The 16,513-nt window shown below is 63.4% G+C and carries 16 protein-coding genes; 12 read left to right on the plus strand and 4 right to left on the minus strand.

Annotation, left to right across the window (positions count from 1 at the left end):
- Positions 1-4: 4 nt before the first annotated feature.
- The 3 genes from clpA (at position 5) to VGN93_RS07495 (ending at position 3,677) form a co-directional block, all read left to right on the plus strand.
- A complete protein-coding gene (gene clpA / locus VGN93_RS07485) occupies positions 5-2,521 on the plus strand; it encodes an ATP-dependent Clp protease ATP-binding subunit ClpA (RefSeq protein ID WP_319318862.1) in 2,517 nt (838 codons plus the stop codon).
- Between the two features lie 74 nt (positions 2,522-2,595).
- Positions 2,596-3,336 (plus strand): AzlC family ABC transporter permease, encoded by a 741-nt coding sequence (locus VGN93_RS07490; protein WP_327506950.1) that lies wholly within the window; start codon positions 2,596-2,598, stop codon positions 3,334-3,336.
- Complete coding sequence (locus VGN93_RS07495; RefSeq protein WP_327506951.1) at positions 3,333-3,677, plus strand: AzlD domain-containing protein; 345 nt, start codon at positions 3,333-3,335, stop codon at positions 3,675-3,677. The genes VGN93_RS07490 and VGN93_RS07495 overlap by 4 nt, the downstream gene beginning before the upstream one ends.
- On the opposite strand, the gene VGN93_RS07500 is transcribed toward VGN93_RS07495, so the two are convergent.
- The 4 genes from VGN93_RS07500 to VGN93_RS07515 are packed head-to-tail and all read right to left on the minus strand — an operon-like array spanning position 3,678 to position 6,498.
- Positions 3,678-4,100: an HIT family protein gene (locus VGN93_RS07500; RefSeq protein WP_327506952.1), complete on the minus strand. Its 423-nt coding sequence runs from the start codon at positions 4,098-4,100 to the stop codon at positions 3,678-3,680.
- 19 nt (positions 4,101-4,119) lie between these two features.
- Positions 4,120-5,307 carry a GNAT family N-acetyltransferase gene (locus tag VGN93_RS07505; RefSeq protein WP_327506953.1) on the minus strand — a complete coding sequence of 396 codons (1,188 nt, stop codon included), beginning with the start codon at positions 5,305-5,307 and terminating at the stop codon, positions 4,120-4,122.
- A gap of 1 nt (position 5,308) precedes the next feature.
- Positions 5,309-6,034 (minus strand): glycerophosphodiester phosphodiesterase, encoded by a 726-nt coding sequence (locus VGN93_RS07510; protein ID WP_327506954.1) that lies wholly within the window; start codon positions 6,032-6,034, stop codon positions 5,309-5,311.
- Positions 6,034-6,498, minus strand: a complete 465-nt coding sequence (locus VGN93_RS07515; protein ID WP_327506955.1) for a RidA family protein — start codon at positions 6,496-6,498, stop codon at positions 6,034-6,036. The genes VGN93_RS07510 and VGN93_RS07515 overlap by 1 nt, the downstream gene beginning before the upstream one ends.
- A 135-nt stretch (positions 6,499-6,633) precedes the next feature.
- Between VGN93_RS07515 and VGN93_RS07520 the strand changes: the two genes are divergently transcribed.
- The 9 genes from VGN93_RS07520 to bamA all read left to right on the plus strand — a co-directional run bounded on the left by VGN93_RS07520 (position 6,634) and on the right by bamA (position 16,483).
- The gene (locus tag VGN93_RS07520; RefSeq protein ID WP_319318841.1) at positions 6,634-7,461 is read left to right on the plus strand and encodes a cell envelope integrity EipB family protein; all 828 of its coding nucleotides are present in this window, start codon (positions 6,634-6,636) and stop codon (positions 7,459-7,461) included.
- 187 nt (positions 7,462-7,648) lie between these two features.
- Positions 7,649-8,410: a 30S ribosomal protein S2 gene (rpsB, locus tag VGN93_RS07525; protein ID WP_256115991.1), complete on the plus strand. Its 762-nt coding sequence runs from the start codon at positions 7,649-7,651 to the stop codon at positions 8,408-8,410.
- A 244-nt stretch (positions 8,411-8,654) separates the two neighbouring features.
- Positions 8,655-9,581: a translation elongation factor Ts gene (gene tsf, locus VGN93_RS07530; protein WP_319318836.1), complete on the plus strand. Its 927-nt coding sequence runs from the start codon at positions 8,655-8,657 to the stop codon at positions 9,579-9,581.
- Between the two features lie 206 nt (positions 9,582-9,787).
- Complete coding sequence (gene pyrH / locus VGN93_RS07535) at positions 9,788-10,510, plus strand: UMP kinase (RefSeq protein ID WP_319318833.1); 723 nt, start codon at positions 9,788-9,790, stop codon at positions 10,508-10,510.
- Positions 10,511-10,570: 60 nt separating this feature from the next.
- On the plus strand, positions 10,571-11,131 hold the full coding sequence (gene frr, locus VGN93_RS07540; protein ID WP_256115988.1) for a ribosome recycling factor: 561 nt from the start codon (positions 10,571-10,573) through the stop codon (positions 11,129-11,131).
- Positions 11,132-11,170: 39 nt separating this feature from the next.
- The gene (locus VGN93_RS07545) at positions 11,171-11,917 is read left to right on the plus strand and encodes an isoprenyl transferase (protein WP_327506956.1); all 747 of its coding nucleotides are present in this window, start codon (positions 11,171-11,173) and stop codon (positions 11,915-11,917) included.
- Positions 11,917-12,750 (plus strand): phosphatidate cytidylyltransferase, encoded by an 834-nt coding sequence (locus VGN93_RS07550; protein ID WP_327506957.1) that lies wholly within the window; start codon positions 11,917-11,919, stop codon positions 12,748-12,750. Before VGN93_RS07545 ends, VGN93_RS07550 begins: the two co-directional genes overlap by 1 nt.
- A gap of 26 nt (positions 12,751-12,776) precedes the next feature.
- Positions 12,777-13,910 (plus strand): RIP metalloprotease RseP, encoded by a 1,134-nt coding sequence (gene rseP, locus VGN93_RS07555; protein ID WP_319318813.1) that lies wholly within the window; start codon positions 12,777-12,779, stop codon positions 13,908-13,910.
- Between the two features lie 242 nt (positions 13,911-14,152).
- Entirely contained in the window at positions 14,153-16,483 is a 2,331-nt protein-coding gene (gene bamA / locus VGN93_RS07560) for an outer membrane protein assembly factor BamA (protein ID WP_327506958.1), read from the plus strand.
- Positions 16,484-16,513 lie beyond the last annotated feature (30 nt).

Below are 16,513 nucleotides of genomic sequence, written 5' to 3' on the forward strand. Positions count from 1 at the left end.
GAACGTGCCAACATTTTCTGCAAGCCTTGAAAAGGCGCTCCACCAGGCACTGACCTTTGCGAACGAGCGTCATCACGAATATGCGACGCTCGAGCACCTGCTGCTCGCCCTCATCGACGACGCCGACGCGGCTGCCGTGATGGGTGCCTGCAACGTCAACCTCGACGTGCTGCGCAAGACCGTTACCGACTATGTCGACCACGATCTCGCCAACCTGGTGACGGGTTACGAGGAAGATTCCAAGCCGACGTCCGGCTTCCAGCGCGTCATCCAGCGCGCGGTGATCCATGTCCAGTCGTCCGGTCGCGAAGAAGTGACCGGCGCCAACGTGCTCGTCGCGATCTTCGCCGAGCGCGAGAGCCATGCCGCCTATTTCCTGCAGGAGCAGGAGATGACGCGCTACGACGCCGTCAACTTCATCTCGCACGGCATCGGCAAGCGACCGGGCTCCGCCGAACCGCGCCCGGTGCGCGGCGCGGATGAATCCGAGAGCGAGCCGAAGCAGCAGCGCGGCAATGGCGGCGGCGAACCGGAAGAGGCCGCCAAGAAGCAGGACGCGCTCACCGCCTATTGCGTCAACCTCAACGAGAAGGCCAGGAACGGCAAGATCGATCCGCTGATCGGCCGCCACGCCGAGGTCAACCGTACGATCCAGATCCTCTGCCGCCGCTCGAAGAACAACCCGCTCTACGTGGGTGATCCGGGCGTGGGCAAGACCGCCATCGCCGAAGGCCTCGCCAAGCGCATCGTCGAAGGCAAGGTGCCGGAAGCGCTCGCCGACGCGACGATCTTCTCGCTCGACATGGGCACGCTGCTCGCCGGCACGCGCTATCGCGGTGACTTCGAGGAACGCCTGAAGCAGGTCGTCAAGGAACTGGAAGACTATCCGGGCGCCGTGCTGTTCATCGACGAAATTCATACCGTCATCGGCGCCGGTGCCACCTCCGGCGGCGCGATGGATGCATCGAACCTGCTGAAGCCGGCTTTGTCCTCGGGTGCGATCCGCTGCATCGGCTCGACGACCTACAAGGAATACCGCCAGTTCTTCGAGAAGGACCGTGCACTCGTCCGCCGGTTCCAGAAGATCGACGTCAACGAACCCACCATCGACGACACGATCGCGATCATGAAGGGCCTCAAGCCCTATTTCGAGGAATATCACAAGCTTCGCTATTCCAACGAGGCGATCAAGTCGGCCGTCGAGCTTTCGGCGCGCTACATCAACGACCGCAAGCTGCCGGACAAGGCGATCGACGTGATCGACGAGACCGGTGCGGCGCAGATGCTGCTGCCGGTGGGAAAACGCCGCAAGCTGATCACCGAGAAGGAGATCGAGGCGACGATCGCCACGATGGCCCGCATTCCGGCGAAGACGGTGTCCAAGGACGACGAGCAGGTGCTCGCCGGCCTGGAGAAGGAATTGCGCTCGGTCGTCTACGGCCAGGATCTCGCAATCGAGGCATTGGCATCGTCGATCAAGCTCGCCCGTGCGGGCCTGCGCGAACCGAACAAGCCGATCGGCTGCTACCTGTTCAGCGGTCCGACGGGCGTCGGCAAGACCGAAGTCGCCAAGCAGCTTGCAAGCTCGCTCGGCGTGGAACTGCTGCGCTTCGACATGTCGGAATATATGGAGCGGCACACGGTCTCGCGTCTGCTCGGCGCACCTCCCGGCTATGTCGGCTTCGACCAGGGCGGCCTCCTGACGGATGGAGTCGACCAGCATCCGCATTGCGTGCTGCTGCTCGACGAAATCGAAAAGGCGCATCCGGACCTCTACAACATCCTGTTGCAGGTCATGGATCACGGCTCGCTGACCGACCATAACGGCAAGAAGATCGACTTCCGCAACGTCATCCTGATCATGACGACCAATGCGGGCGCATCCGACATGGCCAAGTCCGCCATCGGCTTCGGTTCGTCGAAGCGCGAGGGCGAGGACATGGAGGCGATCAACCGCCTGTTCACGCCGGAGTTCCGCAACCGCCTCGATGCGATCATCCCGTTCGGCTCGCTGCCGACGCCGGTCATCCATCAGGTCGTGCAGAAGTTCGTCATGCAGCTGGAAACGCAGCTCGCCGAACGCAACGTTACCTTCGACCTCCAGCAGGACGCGATCGCCTGGCTGGCGGACAAGGGCTACGACGAGAAGATGGGCGCGCGGCCGCTGGCGCGTGTCATCCAGGAGCACATCAAGAAGAAGCTCGCCGATGAAATCCTCTTCGGCAAGCTGAAGAAGGGCGGCGTCGTGCGCGTCTCCGTCGGCCCGAAGGAGGATGGCTCGACCGGCCTCGTCCTCGACGCCGTGCCGGAAACCGCGCCGATCAAGCCCAAGGCCGAAATCGAGGAAGCGGCCGCCAAGAAGGCAAAGCCGCGCAAGGCCAAGGAAACGGTCGCCGCCGAGGCCGCGCCCGCCAAGGCCAGGTCTTCGAAGAAGGCGGCGGAGCCCAAGGCCGAGGAGCCGAAGGACGAGCCGCCGCGCAAATCGTCCAGCGCCGTGCCGAAGGTGCCGCGCAAGAAATAACGGCTTTACAAATCCCATGAGCCGGGCAGGTAACTGCCCGGCTTTCTTTTTTTGTTGAAGAACCCGAGACGTTTATGACGGCCGAGACTGCGCCAGACCCTCAATCCCAGACGCACTGGTTCCTCCTCGGCATGCGCGGCATCTTCAGCCTGCCGGCGATCATCCTCATGCTGTCCTTCGTCGGCTTCGCGGCCTTTACGGCGGAAGCGAAAATCCCGGTCGAGCAGGTGATGTTCATGACCGGCATGGTCTGGGCGCTGCCGGCCAAGGTGATCCTCGTCGGCTCGATGCTCTCGGGCGCCCATATCCTGACGGCCTTCATCGCCGTGACGCTCTCCTCCGTGCGCATGATGCCGATGGTGGCGGCGCTGATCCCGGAAATCCGGACCAGCCGCACGCCGACCTGGCTCCTGCTGTTCCTCTCGCATTTCGTCGCCATCACCGCCTGGGTCTTTGCCATCGAGCGGGTGAACGGCGTGCCGCGCGACGGCCGCGTCGCGTTCTTCGCCGGCTTCGGCATCACGCTGACGCTCATCAACATCCTGCTGGTCGGGCTGGTCTATGGCGCGGTCTCGGAATTTCCGCCAATCGTCTCCGGCTGCCTGTTCTTCCTGACGCCGGTCTATTTCCTGACCTCGATCTGGATTTCGGCCCGCCACCGGGTGATCTACTGGGCGCTCGGCATCGGGCTGGCACTCGGCTGGTTCTTCGCCATCGTCGCGCCGCAATACGATATCCTGCTTGCCGGCGTGATCGGGGGTACGCTCGCCTGGTGGGGTGAGCGGATGCTGCGCCAGCGGGAGGCCAGCCGATGAGTTTCGATGGGCTCTGGCCCTATATCTTCATCGCCGTCGCCGGATGGCTCGCGACCGATCTGTGGCGCTGGGCGGGCGTGCTCGCCGGCAATCGCATCGACGAGAAATCGGAAGTGCTGAACTGGGTGAAGGCGGTGGCGACCGCGCTGGTAGCCGCGGTCATCGCCAAGCTGATCTTCTTCCCGACCGGCACGCTGGAAGCCTCGCCGCTCTGGCTGCGGCTGGGCTCCGTGGTCATCGGCGCGGTCTGCTTCTTCCTCGGCGGTCGCTTCCGGCAGATCGCCGGCATCGCCGCGGCCATCGGTTTCCTGGCCGCGGGTCTTGCCATTCTAGGGGTCTGATCAGGCCAGCGCCTTGCGTAGCTTCTCGGCATTCGCCGCCAGCACGCCCTGGTCCTCCATCGTGCCGGAATGCGGCTTCAGCGCCACGCCCTCGATGCGCGGGATGATGTGCACATGCAGGTGGTAGACGGTCTGGCCCGCCGCCGGCTCGTTGAACTGGATCACCGTCACGCCGTCCGCCTCGAACGCGTCCTTCGCCGCGACCGCCACCTTCTGCACGACCGGGAAAAGACGCGAAAGCGTCTCGGGATCGGCGTCGAGGATGTTGCGCGAGGGCGCCTTGGGGATGACGAGCGTATGCCCGTTGGCCTGCGGCATCACATCCATGAAGGCGACCGTGTGCTCGTCCTCGTAGACGCGGTGCGAGGGGATTTCGCCGCGCAGGATCTTGGCGAAGATATTGTTGGTGTCATAGGCGCTCATGCTGGTCTCCCGATGATGCTCAGTCGCTTTCGTTTTCGCCGCGGCGGAAGGGGCCGTGTTCGGCAAGATAGTCGCCCATCGTCTCGACGTCCTGGCGCTCGCGCTCAAGATAGTCGGCGACGGCGCGGCGCAGGCCCGGATGGGTGATGAAATGGGCCGAATGGGTGATGGCCGGCAGGTAGCCGCGCGCGAGCTTGTGTTCGCCCTGCGCCCCGGCCTCGACGCGCGCCAATCCCTTGGCAATCGCGAAATCGATGGCCTGATGGTAACACACCTCGAAATGCAGGAAGGGATGGTCCTCGATACAGCCCCAGTGCCGGCCGTAGAGCGCATCGCCGCCGATGAAGTTGATCGCGCCGGCAATGTAGCGGCCATTGCGCTTCGCCATGACGAGCAGGATGTCGTCGGCCATGCGCTCGCCGATCAGGCTGTAGAATTCGCGGTTGAGGTAGGGCCGACCCCATTTGCGGCTGCCGGTGTCCATATAGAAGGTGAAGAACTGGTCCCAGATCTCTTCCGTCAGGTCGGTGCCGGTCAGCCAGTCGATCGAAATCCCGTGCTCCAGCGCCGCCCGGCGCTCCTTCTTCAGCGCCTTGCGCTTGCGCGAGGCGAGGGTTTCGAGAAAATCGTCGTGCGAGCCGTAAGCGGCATTGAGGAAGTGGAACTGCTGGTCGGTGCGGTGTAGGTAGCCCGCCGCCTCGAAGATCGGCATTTCCTGTTCCGGCACGAAGGTGACGTGGGCGGAGGAGGCGCCGTGGCGCCGGGCGAGTTCCTTCAGGCCTTCGGCAAGCCCGGATTGCGTCTCGATCAGCGGCTGGTCGGGGCGGTGCAACAGCCGCGGGCCGGTCGCCGGCGTGAAGGGGATCGCGGCCTGCAGCTTCGGATAATAGCGACCACCGGCCCGCTCGAAGGCATCGGCCCAGCCATGGTCGAAGACATATTCGCCCTGGCTGTGGCTCTTGAGATAGACGGGCAGGGCGCCGAGGATGGCGCCGTCGTCGCCTTCCAGCAGAAGATGCTGGCCGAGCCAGCCGGTCTCGGCGGTGGCGCAGCCGGACTCTTCCAGCGACGAGAGAAACGCGTGGCTGACGAAGGGGTTGTAGGGCGTGTGCGCGTCGCCCCTGGAGGCGCCGGCAAGACGCCCCCATTGGTCCGCCGCAATGTCGGCGAAGCTCGTTTCGACGCGGATGCGCACGGGCTCGACCATGTCAGGCCGTCAATGCCTCACGCGGATCGAAGCCCTCGAAGGTCATCTGGTCCGCGTTGAGCGCCGTGATCGTGCGCGCCTCGTCGTCGCGCACGGTCCAGGTGATGATCTGCTTGCCGAGGTCGCGCTCCTTGCTGATGAAGGCGTTCGGCAGGTGGCCGTAATGGTAGGAGATGAAATCGAGCCCGAGCCGCATCGCCTCCTCGTGCACGGCAAAATTCTCCGGCCGCGCGCCTTCCGCCGTCAGGCCGAGGGGGCGGCTGGTGCCAAGCGCCTTGAGGTCCTTCAAAAGCCAGTGATCGAAGCTCATCAGCGCGACGGGGCCGTCATAGTCTTCCAGCGCGTCGAGCACCGCCATGGCGAAACCGTCGTCGTCGCCCTTGCGGCCCTTGAGTTCCAGCACCAGCGGCACGCGGCCCTTCACGAGGTGAAGCAACTGATTGAGCGTCGGAATGCGGTCGGCCGTGCCGCCGATCGCCAGCAGGCCGAGTTCGCCGGCGGTGCGCGCCCGCACATCGCCCTCGACGCCGCACAGGCGCTTCAGGTCGTCATCATGGAAGACGACGGGAATGGCATCGGCGGTATATTGCAGGTCGCATTCGATGGCGAAGCCGGCGTCGGCCGCGCGCGAAAATGCGGAAAGCGTGTTTTCCCAGACGGTCCGGTTGAGGTCGTGATAGCCGCGATGCGCAATCGGCCTCTCGGTCAGCCAGTTGAATTTATGCATCAGGCGATTTCCATGATGGCGTCGATCTCGACGGCGGCGTTCAGCGGCAGCGCGGCCATGCCGACGGCGGCGCGGGCATGTTTGCCGGCGTCACCCAGCGCGCCGACGAGGAAGTTGGACGCGCCGTTGATGACGAGGTGTTGCTCGACGAAGTCCGGGGCGGAGGCGACGAAGCCGTTGATCTTGATGATGCGCTTGATGCGCGACAGGTCGCCGAGCGCGGCCTTCGCTTGCGCGAGCAGGCCGAGCGCGCACAATTCCGCCGCTTTCTGGCCGCCGGCGACGTCGACATTTTTGCCGAGATGGCCGGTCACGGCGAGCTTGCCGTCGAGCATGGGGAGCTGGCCGGAAATATGGAGCACGTTGCCGGTGATGACGAAGGGCACGTAATTGGCCGCAGGCGCCGCCGCCACGGGGATTTCGTAGCCCAGTTCCTTGACGCGATTCTCGATTTCAGCGGACATTGCGGTCTCCGTCGTTGCTCGCGTTCGGGCCTGCCGTCGCGATATCGAAATGAATGGGGCAGCGCGCGCATATTGCCTCGCTTTTGCCGGAAGAGTTCTTATAACATCGCGGCCGACTTCAACAGGAGGAAACGGATGTTTCGTTCAGCCTTTGTCGCGACCGTCATGGCCGGGACATGCTTCGCCGGCAGCGGCGTCTCGAGCGCCTTTGCCACGCCGGCGACCGGGCTTGCGCCGCACCGTGCCGTCTACGACCTCCAGCTCAAGGATGCGACCGAGCGCTCGGGCATCGCCGGCATGTATGGCCGCATGGTCTACGAGTTCAACGGCAGCCCCTGCGACGGCTATACGGTGAGCTTCCGTTTCGTCACGCAGGTCAATACCGGCGAGGAGACGCGCCTCACCGACCAGCAGACGACCACCTACGAGGACCTGAAGAACGGCAGCTTCCGCTTCCTGACCCGCTCGTTCACCGACGAGAAGCTGGACAAGGAAGTGCGCGGCTCCGCCCGCGAGCAGAAGCAGGGCGTCAGCGTCGACCTGACCGCGCCGGACACAAGGCAGGTGGAGCTCGCCGCCAGCCGGTTTCCGACCGAGCACATGCTGGAAGTCATCGACCACGCCAAGAAGGGCGACCGCTTCTTCGAATCGCGCATCTTCGACGGCTCGGATGCGGGCGACAAGACGCTGCTGACCACCGCCGTGGTCGGCAAGAAGGAAACGCCGAAGCCCGGCGATGTCGACGCTGCCAAGGCCGGCGATTTTTCGAAGGATGCGTTCTGGCCGGTGTCGATCGCCTATTACAACGACACCAGCGAGGGCGATGCGCTGCCGGTCTACCGCATGTCCTTCAAGCTCTACGAGAACGGCATCACGCGCGACCTCACCATGGATTACGGCGAGTTCTCGCTGACCGGAAAACTCGCCAAGCTCGAGATGTTCAAGCAGCAGGAGTGCAAGTAAGCACCCTGCCGGTCGCATTTTTAACGCGCTGCCCTTGATTTACCCGGAAACTGAGGGTAAGGGGCAGCCATTCCACACGTAAGGCTTGGGATTGTCCGGGAGAAATCCGGACCGTTCCGCCCGGTGGCATTCCTGAACGGGATGCTGTTCGCCTTGCGGAGGTTCAACCGGAAAAGGATAACAAGGCATGGCATTGCCCGATTTCTCTATGCGCCAGCTTCTCGAAGCTGGTATTCACTTCGGCCACCAGACCCACCGCTGGAACCCGAAGATGAAGCCGTACATCTTCGGCGATCGTAACAACGTTCACATCATCGACCTGGCACAGACCGTTCCGCTCCTGTCGCGCGCCCTTCAGGTCGTGTCCGACACGGTTGCCGGCGGCGGCCGCGTTCTGTTCGTCGGCACCAAGCGCCAGGCGTCCGACATCATTGCCGACGCTGCCAAGCGTTCGGCCCAGTACTACGTCAACGCCCGCTGGCTCGGCGGCATGCTGACGAACTGGAAGACGATCTCCAACTCGATCCAGCGCCTGCGCAAGCTCGACGAAATCCTGAACTCGGAAGGCTCCGGCTATTCGAAGAAGGAACGCCTGACCCTCGAGCGCGAACGCGAGAAGCTTGAAAAGGCCCTCGGCGGTATCCGCGACATGGGCGGCACGCCGGACCTGATGTTCATCATCGACACCAACAAGGAATCGATCGCGATCCAGGAAGCCAAGCGTCTCGGCATCCCGGTCGTCGCCGTTATCGACTCGAACTGCGATCCGGACCCGATCGACTTCCCGATCCCCGGCAACGACGACGCCTCGCGCGCCATCGCCCTTTACTGCGACCTGATCGCCCGCGCCGCCATCGACGGCATCGCGCGCCAGCAGGGTGCATCGGGCCGTGACCTCGGCGCCTCCGCCGAGGCTCCGGTCGAGCCGGAACTCGAAGCCGAAGCGTAAGGCCGAGGTCGGAGCGAAACAGTCGCTCCCGCTTATCTGAGATAACCGAGGCCAGAGAGACGATCCCTGGCCTCGGCTTGTTTGAAGACCCTGTCTGCCGACGATCCGCGGGGTCGTGGTCGAGGCGACAGGTCTGAGGTGATCTTCATCACCCTGTCACATTTCCGGGTACATTCGTTCCCAAAACCTTGAGTTCGCCGGGGTTTCCCGGCGGCACGCAACAAGAACCGACAAGAGGCTCACAATGGCTGAAATCACCGCTGCACTGGTGAAGGAACTGCGCGAAAAGTCCGGCGCAGGCATGATGGACTGCAAGAGGGCGCTGACTGAAAACAACGGCGACATCGAAGCGGCAATCGACTGGCTGCGCGCCAAGGGCATCGCCAAGGCCGACAAGAAGTCGGGCCGCACCGCCGCTGAAGGCCTCATCGGCGTTGCCACCTCCGGCACCAAGGCCGTTGTCGTCGAAGTCAACTCCGAAACCGACTTCGTTGCCCGCAACGACGCCTTCCAGGCGATCGTGCGCGGCGTTGCCGACGTGGCGCTGACCACCGACGGCACCGTCGAAGCCGTTGGCGCCGCCATCTACCCGGCAACCGGCAAGTCGGTCACCGACACGATCAAGGACGCTGTCGCCACCATCGGCGAGAACATGAACCTGCGCCGCTCGGTCCTGCTGTCGGTCGAGGACGGCGTCGTTGCGACCTATATCCACAATGCCGCCGCCGACCGCCTCGGCAAGCTCGGCGTTCTCATCGCGCTGAAGTCGACCGGCGACAAGGAAGCCCTCAACACCATCGGCCGCCAGGTCGCCATGCATGTTGCCGCGACCAACCCGCTCGCCATCCGCGCCGAAGAAGTCGATGCCGCCGTTGCCGAACGCGAGCGCAACGTCTTCATCGAGCAGTCGCGCGCGTCCGGCAAGCCGGACAACATCATCGAGAAGATGGTCGAAGGCCGCATGCGCAAGTTCTTCGAAGAAGTCGCCCTGCTGTCGCAGGCCTTCGTCATGAACCCCGACATCACCGTCGGCGCTGCCGTCAAGGAAGCGGAAAAGACCGTCGGCGCACCGATCGAAGTCGTCGGCATGGCCCGCCTCCTGCTCGGCGAAGGCGTCGAGAAGGAAGAGACGGACTTCGCTGCCGAAGTCGCAGCCGTCGCCAAGGGCTGATTTCCTTAACTCTGCTTGGGAAAAAACGGCCCATTCGGGAAAAGAACAGGGCGCCGCGTGACAACGCGGCGCCCTTCGTGTATCCGGCTTGCCGAAATGCCTGCCCCGAATTTTCTTCTGCGGCGAGGGTTGCCCCGTGCCGAACCGCTCCCGGTTCTGCCCGGCTGCCCGCTCGGACGAGCAGGCGCACGAGTTCAGGAGCGACAATGACCGCCAAGCCAATCTACAAACGTGTTCTGCTGAAAGCCTCCGGCGAGGCGCTGATGGGCTCGCAGGGTTTCGGCATCGATGTCGCGGTGGCCGATCGCATCGCCTCCGACATCGCAGAGGCCCGCGCATTGGGCGTGGAAGTCGGCGTCGTCGTCGGCGGCGGCAACATCTTTCGCGGGGTGGCGGTGGCCTCCAAGGGCGGCGACCGGGTGACCGGCGACCACATGGGCATGCTGGCGACCATCATCAACGCGCTGGCGCTCGCAACCTCGCTGCGCAAGCTCGACATCGACACCGTGGTTCTGTCCGCTATCGCCATGCCGGAAATCTGCGAGAGCTTTTCGCAGCGCGCCACACTCTATCACCTGTCGCTCGGTCGCGTGGTGATCTTTGCCGGCGGCACCGGCAACCCGTTCTTCACGACCGATTCGGCCGCAGCTTTGCGCGCCGCCGAAATGGGCGCCGAGGCGATCTTCAAGGGAACCCAGGTCGACGGCATCTATTCCGCCGATCCGAAGAAGGACCCGCACGCCACCCGCTTCGACCGCCTGAGCCATAGCGAGGTGCTGGAAAAGGGCCTCGCCGTCATGGACGTCGCCGCCGTGGCGCTGGCGCGGGAAAACCACATCCCGATCATCGTGTTCTCCATCCATGAAAAGGGCGGTTTCGCCGAAATATTGACGGGTGGCGGACGCGGCACCATCGTAACCGACAACTGATTCTCAAGTGGCGGGCACGCCCGATGCGTGCAGCCGTTCCGTGAAAATGGGAGTATTCCAATGAGTGAAGGTATTGACCTGAAGGAACTGAAGCGTCGCATGGACGGGGCGATTTCCGCTTACAAGAACGACATCGCGTCGCTGCGCACCGGCCGTGCCTCGGCCAACGTGCTCGATCCGGTGCAGGTCGAAGCCTATGGTTCGCGCGTGCCGCTGAACCAGGTCGCCAACATCTCCGTTCCGGAACCCCGCATGCTGTCGGTCTCCGTCTGGGACAAGAGCATGGTCGGCGCCGTCGAGCGCGGCATCCGCGAATCGAATCTCGGCCTCAATCCGATCATCGACGGCCAGAATCTCCGCATCCCGCTGCCGGAGCTGAACGAGGAGCGCCGCAAGTCGCTCGTCAAGGTCGCGCATGACTATGCCGAAAAGGCGAAGGTCGCGATCCGCCACGTGCGCCGCGACGGCATGGACGACCTCAAGAAAGCCGAAAAGGATGGCGATATCGGCCAGGACCTGAGCCGCAGCCAGTCCGAAAGGGTGCAGAAGATGACCGACGAGACGATTTTGGACGTCGATCGCTTGCTTGCCGAGAAGGAAAAGGAAATCATGCAGGTTTAAGGCGCTCGCCACGCATCTTTCCTCCATTCCGGATCGCTCATGAACCAAATCACGCCCAGCACCGTACCGGCACACGTCGCCATCATCATGGATGGCAACGGACGCTGGGCGAGTGCGCGCGGCCTGCCGCGCGCCATGGGACACCGCAAGGGTGTCGAATCCGTGCGTGAGGCTGTGCGCACGGCCGCCGAAAGCGGCGTGCGCTACCTCACGCTCTTCGCCTTCTCTTCGGAAAATTGGAGCCGCCCCGAGAGCGAGATCACCGATCTCATGGGCCTCCTGAAGACCTTCATCCGGCGCGACCTCGCGGTGCTGCACCGCGAGAACGTGCGCATCCGCGTCATCGGCGACAAGTCGAACCTGTCGAGCGACATCCTGCCGCTGCTTCTCGAGGCGGAAGACACGACGCGGTCGAACAGCGGCATCACGCTGGTCATCGCCTTCAACTACGGCTCGCGCGACGAGATCGCCCGGGCGGTGCGCATGCTTGCTGCCGAGGTCGCGGCCGGCCGCCTCGATCCTTCAGAGATCACATCGGAACGCGTCGGCGCCTCGCTCGATACCGCCGGCATTCCTGATCCCGACCTCATCATCCGCACCAGCGGCGAGGAGCGGCTGTCGAATTTCCTGCTCTGGCAGGCGGCCTATGCCGAACTGATGTTCATTCCGGATTTCTGGCCCGATTTTTCGCGCGAGACCTTTCTTGCAGCGTTGTCGCGCTATTCCATGCGCGAGCGCCGGTTCGGTGGCTTGCGGGCCGCAAAGACGCTTGCGGTGGGGTCCTGATGCAGAGTGAACTGCGTCTGCGCATCCTCTCCGGCATCGTGCTGGCCGTCGTCGTGCTCGTCGCGACCTGGCTCGGCGGTTTTGCCTTCCGCGTGCTCGCCTCGGCCATAGCGCTCCTCATCTATTATGAATGGTCGACGATTACGCGCCTGCCGGAGACGGATTTCCGCGCCAATGCCTTCGGCTGGCTGTCGGTCGGCGTGATCGCGCTTCTGGTTGTCTTCGGCATCGACGAATTCGCCATGCCGGCGCTGATCGGCGCGACATTGATCGGCATCGTCTATTCGTTCGCGCTCCAGGGCAGCGGCTGGCTTGCCGGCGGCATCGTCTATGCCGGCCTGACGGCGATCTCGCTTGCCGCCATCCGCGGCGATACCGCGCACGGCTTTGCCGCCATGCTGTTCATCTTCGCCGTCGTCTGGGCGACGGATATTCTCGCCTACTTTATCGGCCGGGCGATCGGCGGGCCAAAACTCGCGCCGCCGATCTCGCCGGGAAAGACCTGGTCGGGGGCGATCGGCGGGGCCGTTTCCGCCGTCATTGCCGGCACGCTCGTGCACATGGCGTTCTTTTCGCTGAATGGCCTCTGGGTGCCGGTCATCGCGCTGGTGCTCTCGGTTTTCAGCCAGGCTGGCGATCTTTTCGAGTCCTTCATCAAGCGCCGTTTCGGCGTAAAGGACTCAAGTCGTCTTATTCCGGGACATGGCGGCGTCATGGACCGGGTTGACGGCCTTGTTTTTGCCTGCTTCGCCGCGTTCCTCATTGCACTTGGCGATGCGATCGTGTCTGGCACCGCGAACACGCCGGCCGGCGTGTTCCTTTTCGGCCCGTAATCGCGAAGACGTAAGGATTGGGAAACATGGACATGCTGGCTGGCTCCGTTGGGTTCGTGACGGGCTATATCCTTCCCTTTCTGGTCGTGCTGACGCTCATCGTCTTCGTGCACGAGATGGGTCACTATCTGGCGGGTCGCTGGTCCGGCATCGGCATCACCGCCTTTTCCGTCGGCTTCGGCCCGGAGATTTTCGGCTTCAATGATCGCCACGGCACGCGCTGGAAGCTCTCCGCCATTCCGCTCGGCGGTTATGTGAAGTTCCTCGGCGACGACGATCCGGCCTCCATTCCGGATTATAATTCCGTCGCCGCGCTGCCGGAGGCGGTGCGCAAGCGCACCTTCCTCGGCGCTGCCCTGTGGAAAAGGGCGGTGACGGTCGCTGCCGGCCCGATCGCCAATTTCGTGCTCGCCATCGCCATCTTCGCCGTGATGTTCACCATCTACGGCCGCCAGATCGCCGATCCGATCGTCGCCGAAGTCCGCCCGGACAGCGCCGCCTCGGAGGCCGGCGTGCTTCCCGGCGACCTGCTCGTGGCGCTCGACGGCAATCCGGTCGCGACCTTCGACGACGTGCGCCGCTATGTCAGCGTGCGGCCGGAGCTGACGATCAACGTGACGGTACGCCGCGATGGCCAGGATCTCGTCCTGCCGATGGTGCCCAAGCGCACCGAGATCACCGACCAGTTCGGCAACAAGATCGAGCTCGGCCTGATCGGCATCGTCACCAACCAGGAAACCGGCAATTTCCGCGTGGTGGAATATGGCCCGGTCGAGGCCGTGGGGCAGGGCGTGCTGCAAAGCTGGCACATCGTGACGGGCACGTTCGACTATCTCGCAAACCTCGTGACGGGCCGCATGAAGGCCGATCAGCTCGGTGGACCCATCCGCGTGGCGCAGGCTTCCGGCCAGATGGCGACGCTGGGTGTTGCCGCTCTGCTGCAGCTGGCTGCCGTTCTCTCTGTTTCCATTGGACTTTTAAACCTGATGCCGGTTCCGGTACTTGATGGCGGCCATCTGATGTTCTATGCGGTGGAGGCTATCCGGGGCAGGCCTGTCGGGCCCGGGGCGCAGGAGATCGCATTTCGCATCGGCATGGCGCTGGTGCTCATGCTGATGGTCTTTGCGACCTGGAACGACATATCCATGCTTCTGGGCTGAGGTTTGCCGGGCGACCGGCGGGGAATCAAAAGGGGTACCGCTTTTCGCTCAGGCAGTCGTGCTAACGCTCTGTTTACCGTAATGAAACGGATGTAGTGACCTTCAGGCCACGGTTGGAATTGAAGTAAACAGAAATTAACGCGTGACCTTGCTTAGATGGCAAAAGCGGTTAAAACGGCAAACGTGACCGGAATCGGGCGTACGCGCCTGCCGGGACGTTGAAACGAAGGTAAGTAGTGAAGATGAAAGCTGGTTCAAAATTTTTGAACGCCGTGTCGGCCGTTGCATTGTCGGCCAGTATGGTTGTCACGGGCGGCTCTGTTGCCACGCTTGTCTCCGCCACGGCCGCTGAAGCCGCCGTCATCCGCAGCATTCAGGTGAGTGGCGCCGATCGTGTCAGCGCCGATACGGTCAAGGCCAACGTCACCATCGTTCCCGGCAAGGCCTTTTCCAACGCCGATATCGACGCCTCCGTGCGCCGCCTGTTTGCCACCGGCTATTTCTCCGATGTGAAGATCTCGGTTTCCGGCAGCACGCTCGTCGTCGTGGTCAATGAAAACCAGCTCATCAACCAGGTCGTCATCAACGGCAACCGCAAGATCAAGGACGACAAGCTGCAGGGCGTCCTGCGCTCGCAGTCGCTCGGCCCGTATAGCGAAACCGCCATCGAAGCCGACAAGCAGGCGATCCGCGATGCCTATGCCGCCATCGGCCGCAGCGACGCCACCGTCACGACGCAGGTCTATCCGCTCGGCAACGGCCGCGTGAACCTCGCCTATATCGTCGACGAAGGTGACCGCACCAAGATCTCGCAGATCAATTTCGTCGGCAACGAGGCTTACAGCAACAGCCGCCTGCGCGCCGTCATCGTCACCAAGAAGTCGAACTTCCTGTCCTTCCTGACCCGCAAGGACGTCTACAGCGAGGACAAGCTGCGCGCCGACGAAGAGTCGCTGCGCCAGTTCTACTTCAACAACGGTTATGCCGACTTCCGCGTCATCTCGTCGGAAGCCGTGCTTGACGAAGCCTCCAACGAATATGTCGTCACCTTCACGGTCGACGAAGGTCAGCGCTACGATTTCGGCGTGGTCAACGTCGAATCGACGGTCGAAGGCATCGATGGCGCGGAGCTTCAGGGCCTTGTCGAATCGCGCCCGGGCAGCACCTATCGTGCCCGCGACGTGCAGGACACGATGTCGGAAATCTCCAAGCGCGTTGCGGCGAACGGTTATCCGTTCGCTCGCGTGACGCCGCGCGGCAACCGCGACCTCGGCAACGGCACGATCGCCGTCGATTACCTCGTCGACCAGGGCGAGCGCGCCTATGTCGAGCGTATCGAGATCCGCGGCAACACCCGCACGCGCGACTACGTCATCCGTCGCGAGTTCGATATCGGTGAAGGCGACGCCTTCAACCAGGAAGTCATCACGCGCGCCAAGCGCCGCCTGGAGGCCCTCGGTTACTTCTCAACGGTGAACATCACGACCGCGCCGGGCAGCCAGTCCGACCGCGTTGTCCTGGTGGTCGATGTTCAGGACCAGTCGACCGGTTCGTTCGGCATCGGCGCCGGTTACGAAACGGGCAATAACGGCGGCATCAAGCTTGAAGCCTCCGTCGAAGAAAAGAACTTCCTCGGCCGCGGCCAGTATATCCGCGTGGCTGCCGGTGGCGGCAAGGACTCGCGCGATTATAGCCTGTCCTTCACGGAACCCTATTTCCTCGGCTACCGCCTGGCGGCCGGCTTCGACGTCTTCAAGAACGAAGACGAGAGCGAAGACTACTACAGCGTCAACACGGAAGGCTTCACGCTGCGCGTGACGGCGCCGATCACGGAAGACCTGTCGACGTCGCTGCGCTACAGCTACACGAAGCTCGATTACAATTCCGGCGATCTCGACGAACTGTCGTCGCCTTATCGTTACGTCGTGACCGAAGGTCCCTGGGTTCGCTCCTCGGTTTCGCACAGCGTGACCTACGATACGATCGACGACCGCACGCTGCCGCGTGAAGGTATGTTTGCCCAGATCACCCAGGAATTCGCCGGTCTCGGCGGCGATTCGGATTATTACAAGATTTCGGGCAAGGCACGTTACTTCCACATGCTGCTCGAAGATGCCGATGTCATCGGCTCGCTCTCGGTCAGCGGTGGCCACATGTGGGGCCGCGGCGACACGAAGGTCTTCGACCAGTTCACGCTCTCGGCCAGTGACATCCGCGGCTTCGAATCGGGCGGCATCGGTCCGCGCGCGACGTCGACGGACGATGCGCTCGGCGGCAAGACCTACTTCACGGCCTCTGCCGAAGCGTCCTTCCCGCTGCCGTTCATCTCGCGGGATTCGGGCCTGCGCGGCGCCTTCTTTGCCGATGCCGGTACGCTCTACGGCAACGACGTCAAGACGGTCGCAGCCGACCGGGTGCGTGGCGAAAGCATGAGCCTGCGCGCCTCTGTCGGCGCCAGCGTGATCTGGGCTTCGCCGTTCGGTCCGCTGCGTCTCGATTACGCGGTTCCGGTCAAGAAGGAAAACTTCGACGAGGTGCAGCGCTTCAAGTTCGGCATCGCGACGCAGTTCTGATATAGGCAGTCCAGAACTGCGAGAAAACGG

Origin of the sequence: Shinella sp. (assembly GCF_035998705.1) — a bacterium.
In the GTDB taxonomy this organism is placed as follows: domain Bacteria; phylum Pseudomonadota; class Alphaproteobacteria; order Rhizobiales; family Rhizobiaceae; genus Shinella.

Coding starts and splice junctions, on each gene's coding strand:
- VGN93_RS07490 (WP_327506950.1), top strand. CDS start 2,596: ATGACGGCCGAGACTGCGCCAGACCCTCAATCCCAGACGCACTGGTTC.
- VGN93_RS07495 (WP_327506951.1), top strand. CDS start 3,333: ATGAGTTTCGATGGGCTCTGGCCCTATATCTTCATCGCCGTCGCCGGA.
- VGN93_RS07500 (WP_327506952.1), bottom strand. CDS start 4,100: ATGAGCGCCTATGACACCAACAATATCTTCGCCAAGATCCTGCGCGGC.
- VGN93_RS07505 (WP_327506953.1), bottom strand. CDS start 5,307: ATGGTCGAGCCCGTGCGCATCCGCGTCGAAACGAGCTTCGCCGACATT.
- VGN93_RS07510 (WP_327506954.1), bottom strand. CDS start 6,034: ATGCATAAATTCAACTGGCTGACCGAGAGGCCGATTGCGCATCGCGGC.
- VGN93_RS07515 (WP_327506955.1), bottom strand. CDS start 6,498: ATGTCCGCTGAAATCGAGAATCGCGTCAAGGAACTGGGCTACGAAATC.
- VGN93_RS07520 (WP_319318841.1), top strand. CDS start 6,634: ATGTTTCGTTCAGCCTTTGTCGCGACCGTCATGGCCGGGACATGCTTC.
- rpsB (WP_256115991.1), top strand. CDS start 7,649: ATGGCATTGCCCGATTTCTCTATGCGCCAGCTTCTCGAAGCTGGTATT.
- tsf (WP_319318836.1), top strand. CDS start 8,655: ATGGCTGAAATCACCGCTGCACTGGTGAAGGAACTGCGCGAAAAGTCC.
- pyrH (WP_319318833.1), top strand. CDS start 9,788: ATGACCGCCAAGCCAATCTACAAACGTGTTCTGCTGAAAGCCTCCGGC.
- frr (WP_256115988.1), top strand. CDS start 10,571: ATGAGTGAAGGTATTGACCTGAAGGAACTGAAGCGTCGCATGGACGGG.
- VGN93_RS07545 (WP_327506956.1), top strand. CDS start 11,171: ATGAACCAAATCACGCCCAGCACCGTACCGGCACACGTCGCCATCATC.
- VGN93_RS07550 (WP_327506957.1), top strand. CDS start 11,917: ATGCAGAGTGAACTGCGTCTGCGCATCCTCTCCGGCATCGTGCTGGCC.
- rseP (WP_319318813.1), top strand. CDS start 12,777: ATGGACATGCTGGCTGGCTCCGTTGGGTTCGTGACGGGCTATATCCTT.
- bamA (WP_327506958.1), top strand. CDS start 14,153: ATGAAAGCTGGTTCAAAATTTTTGAACGCCGTGTCGGCCGTTGCATTG.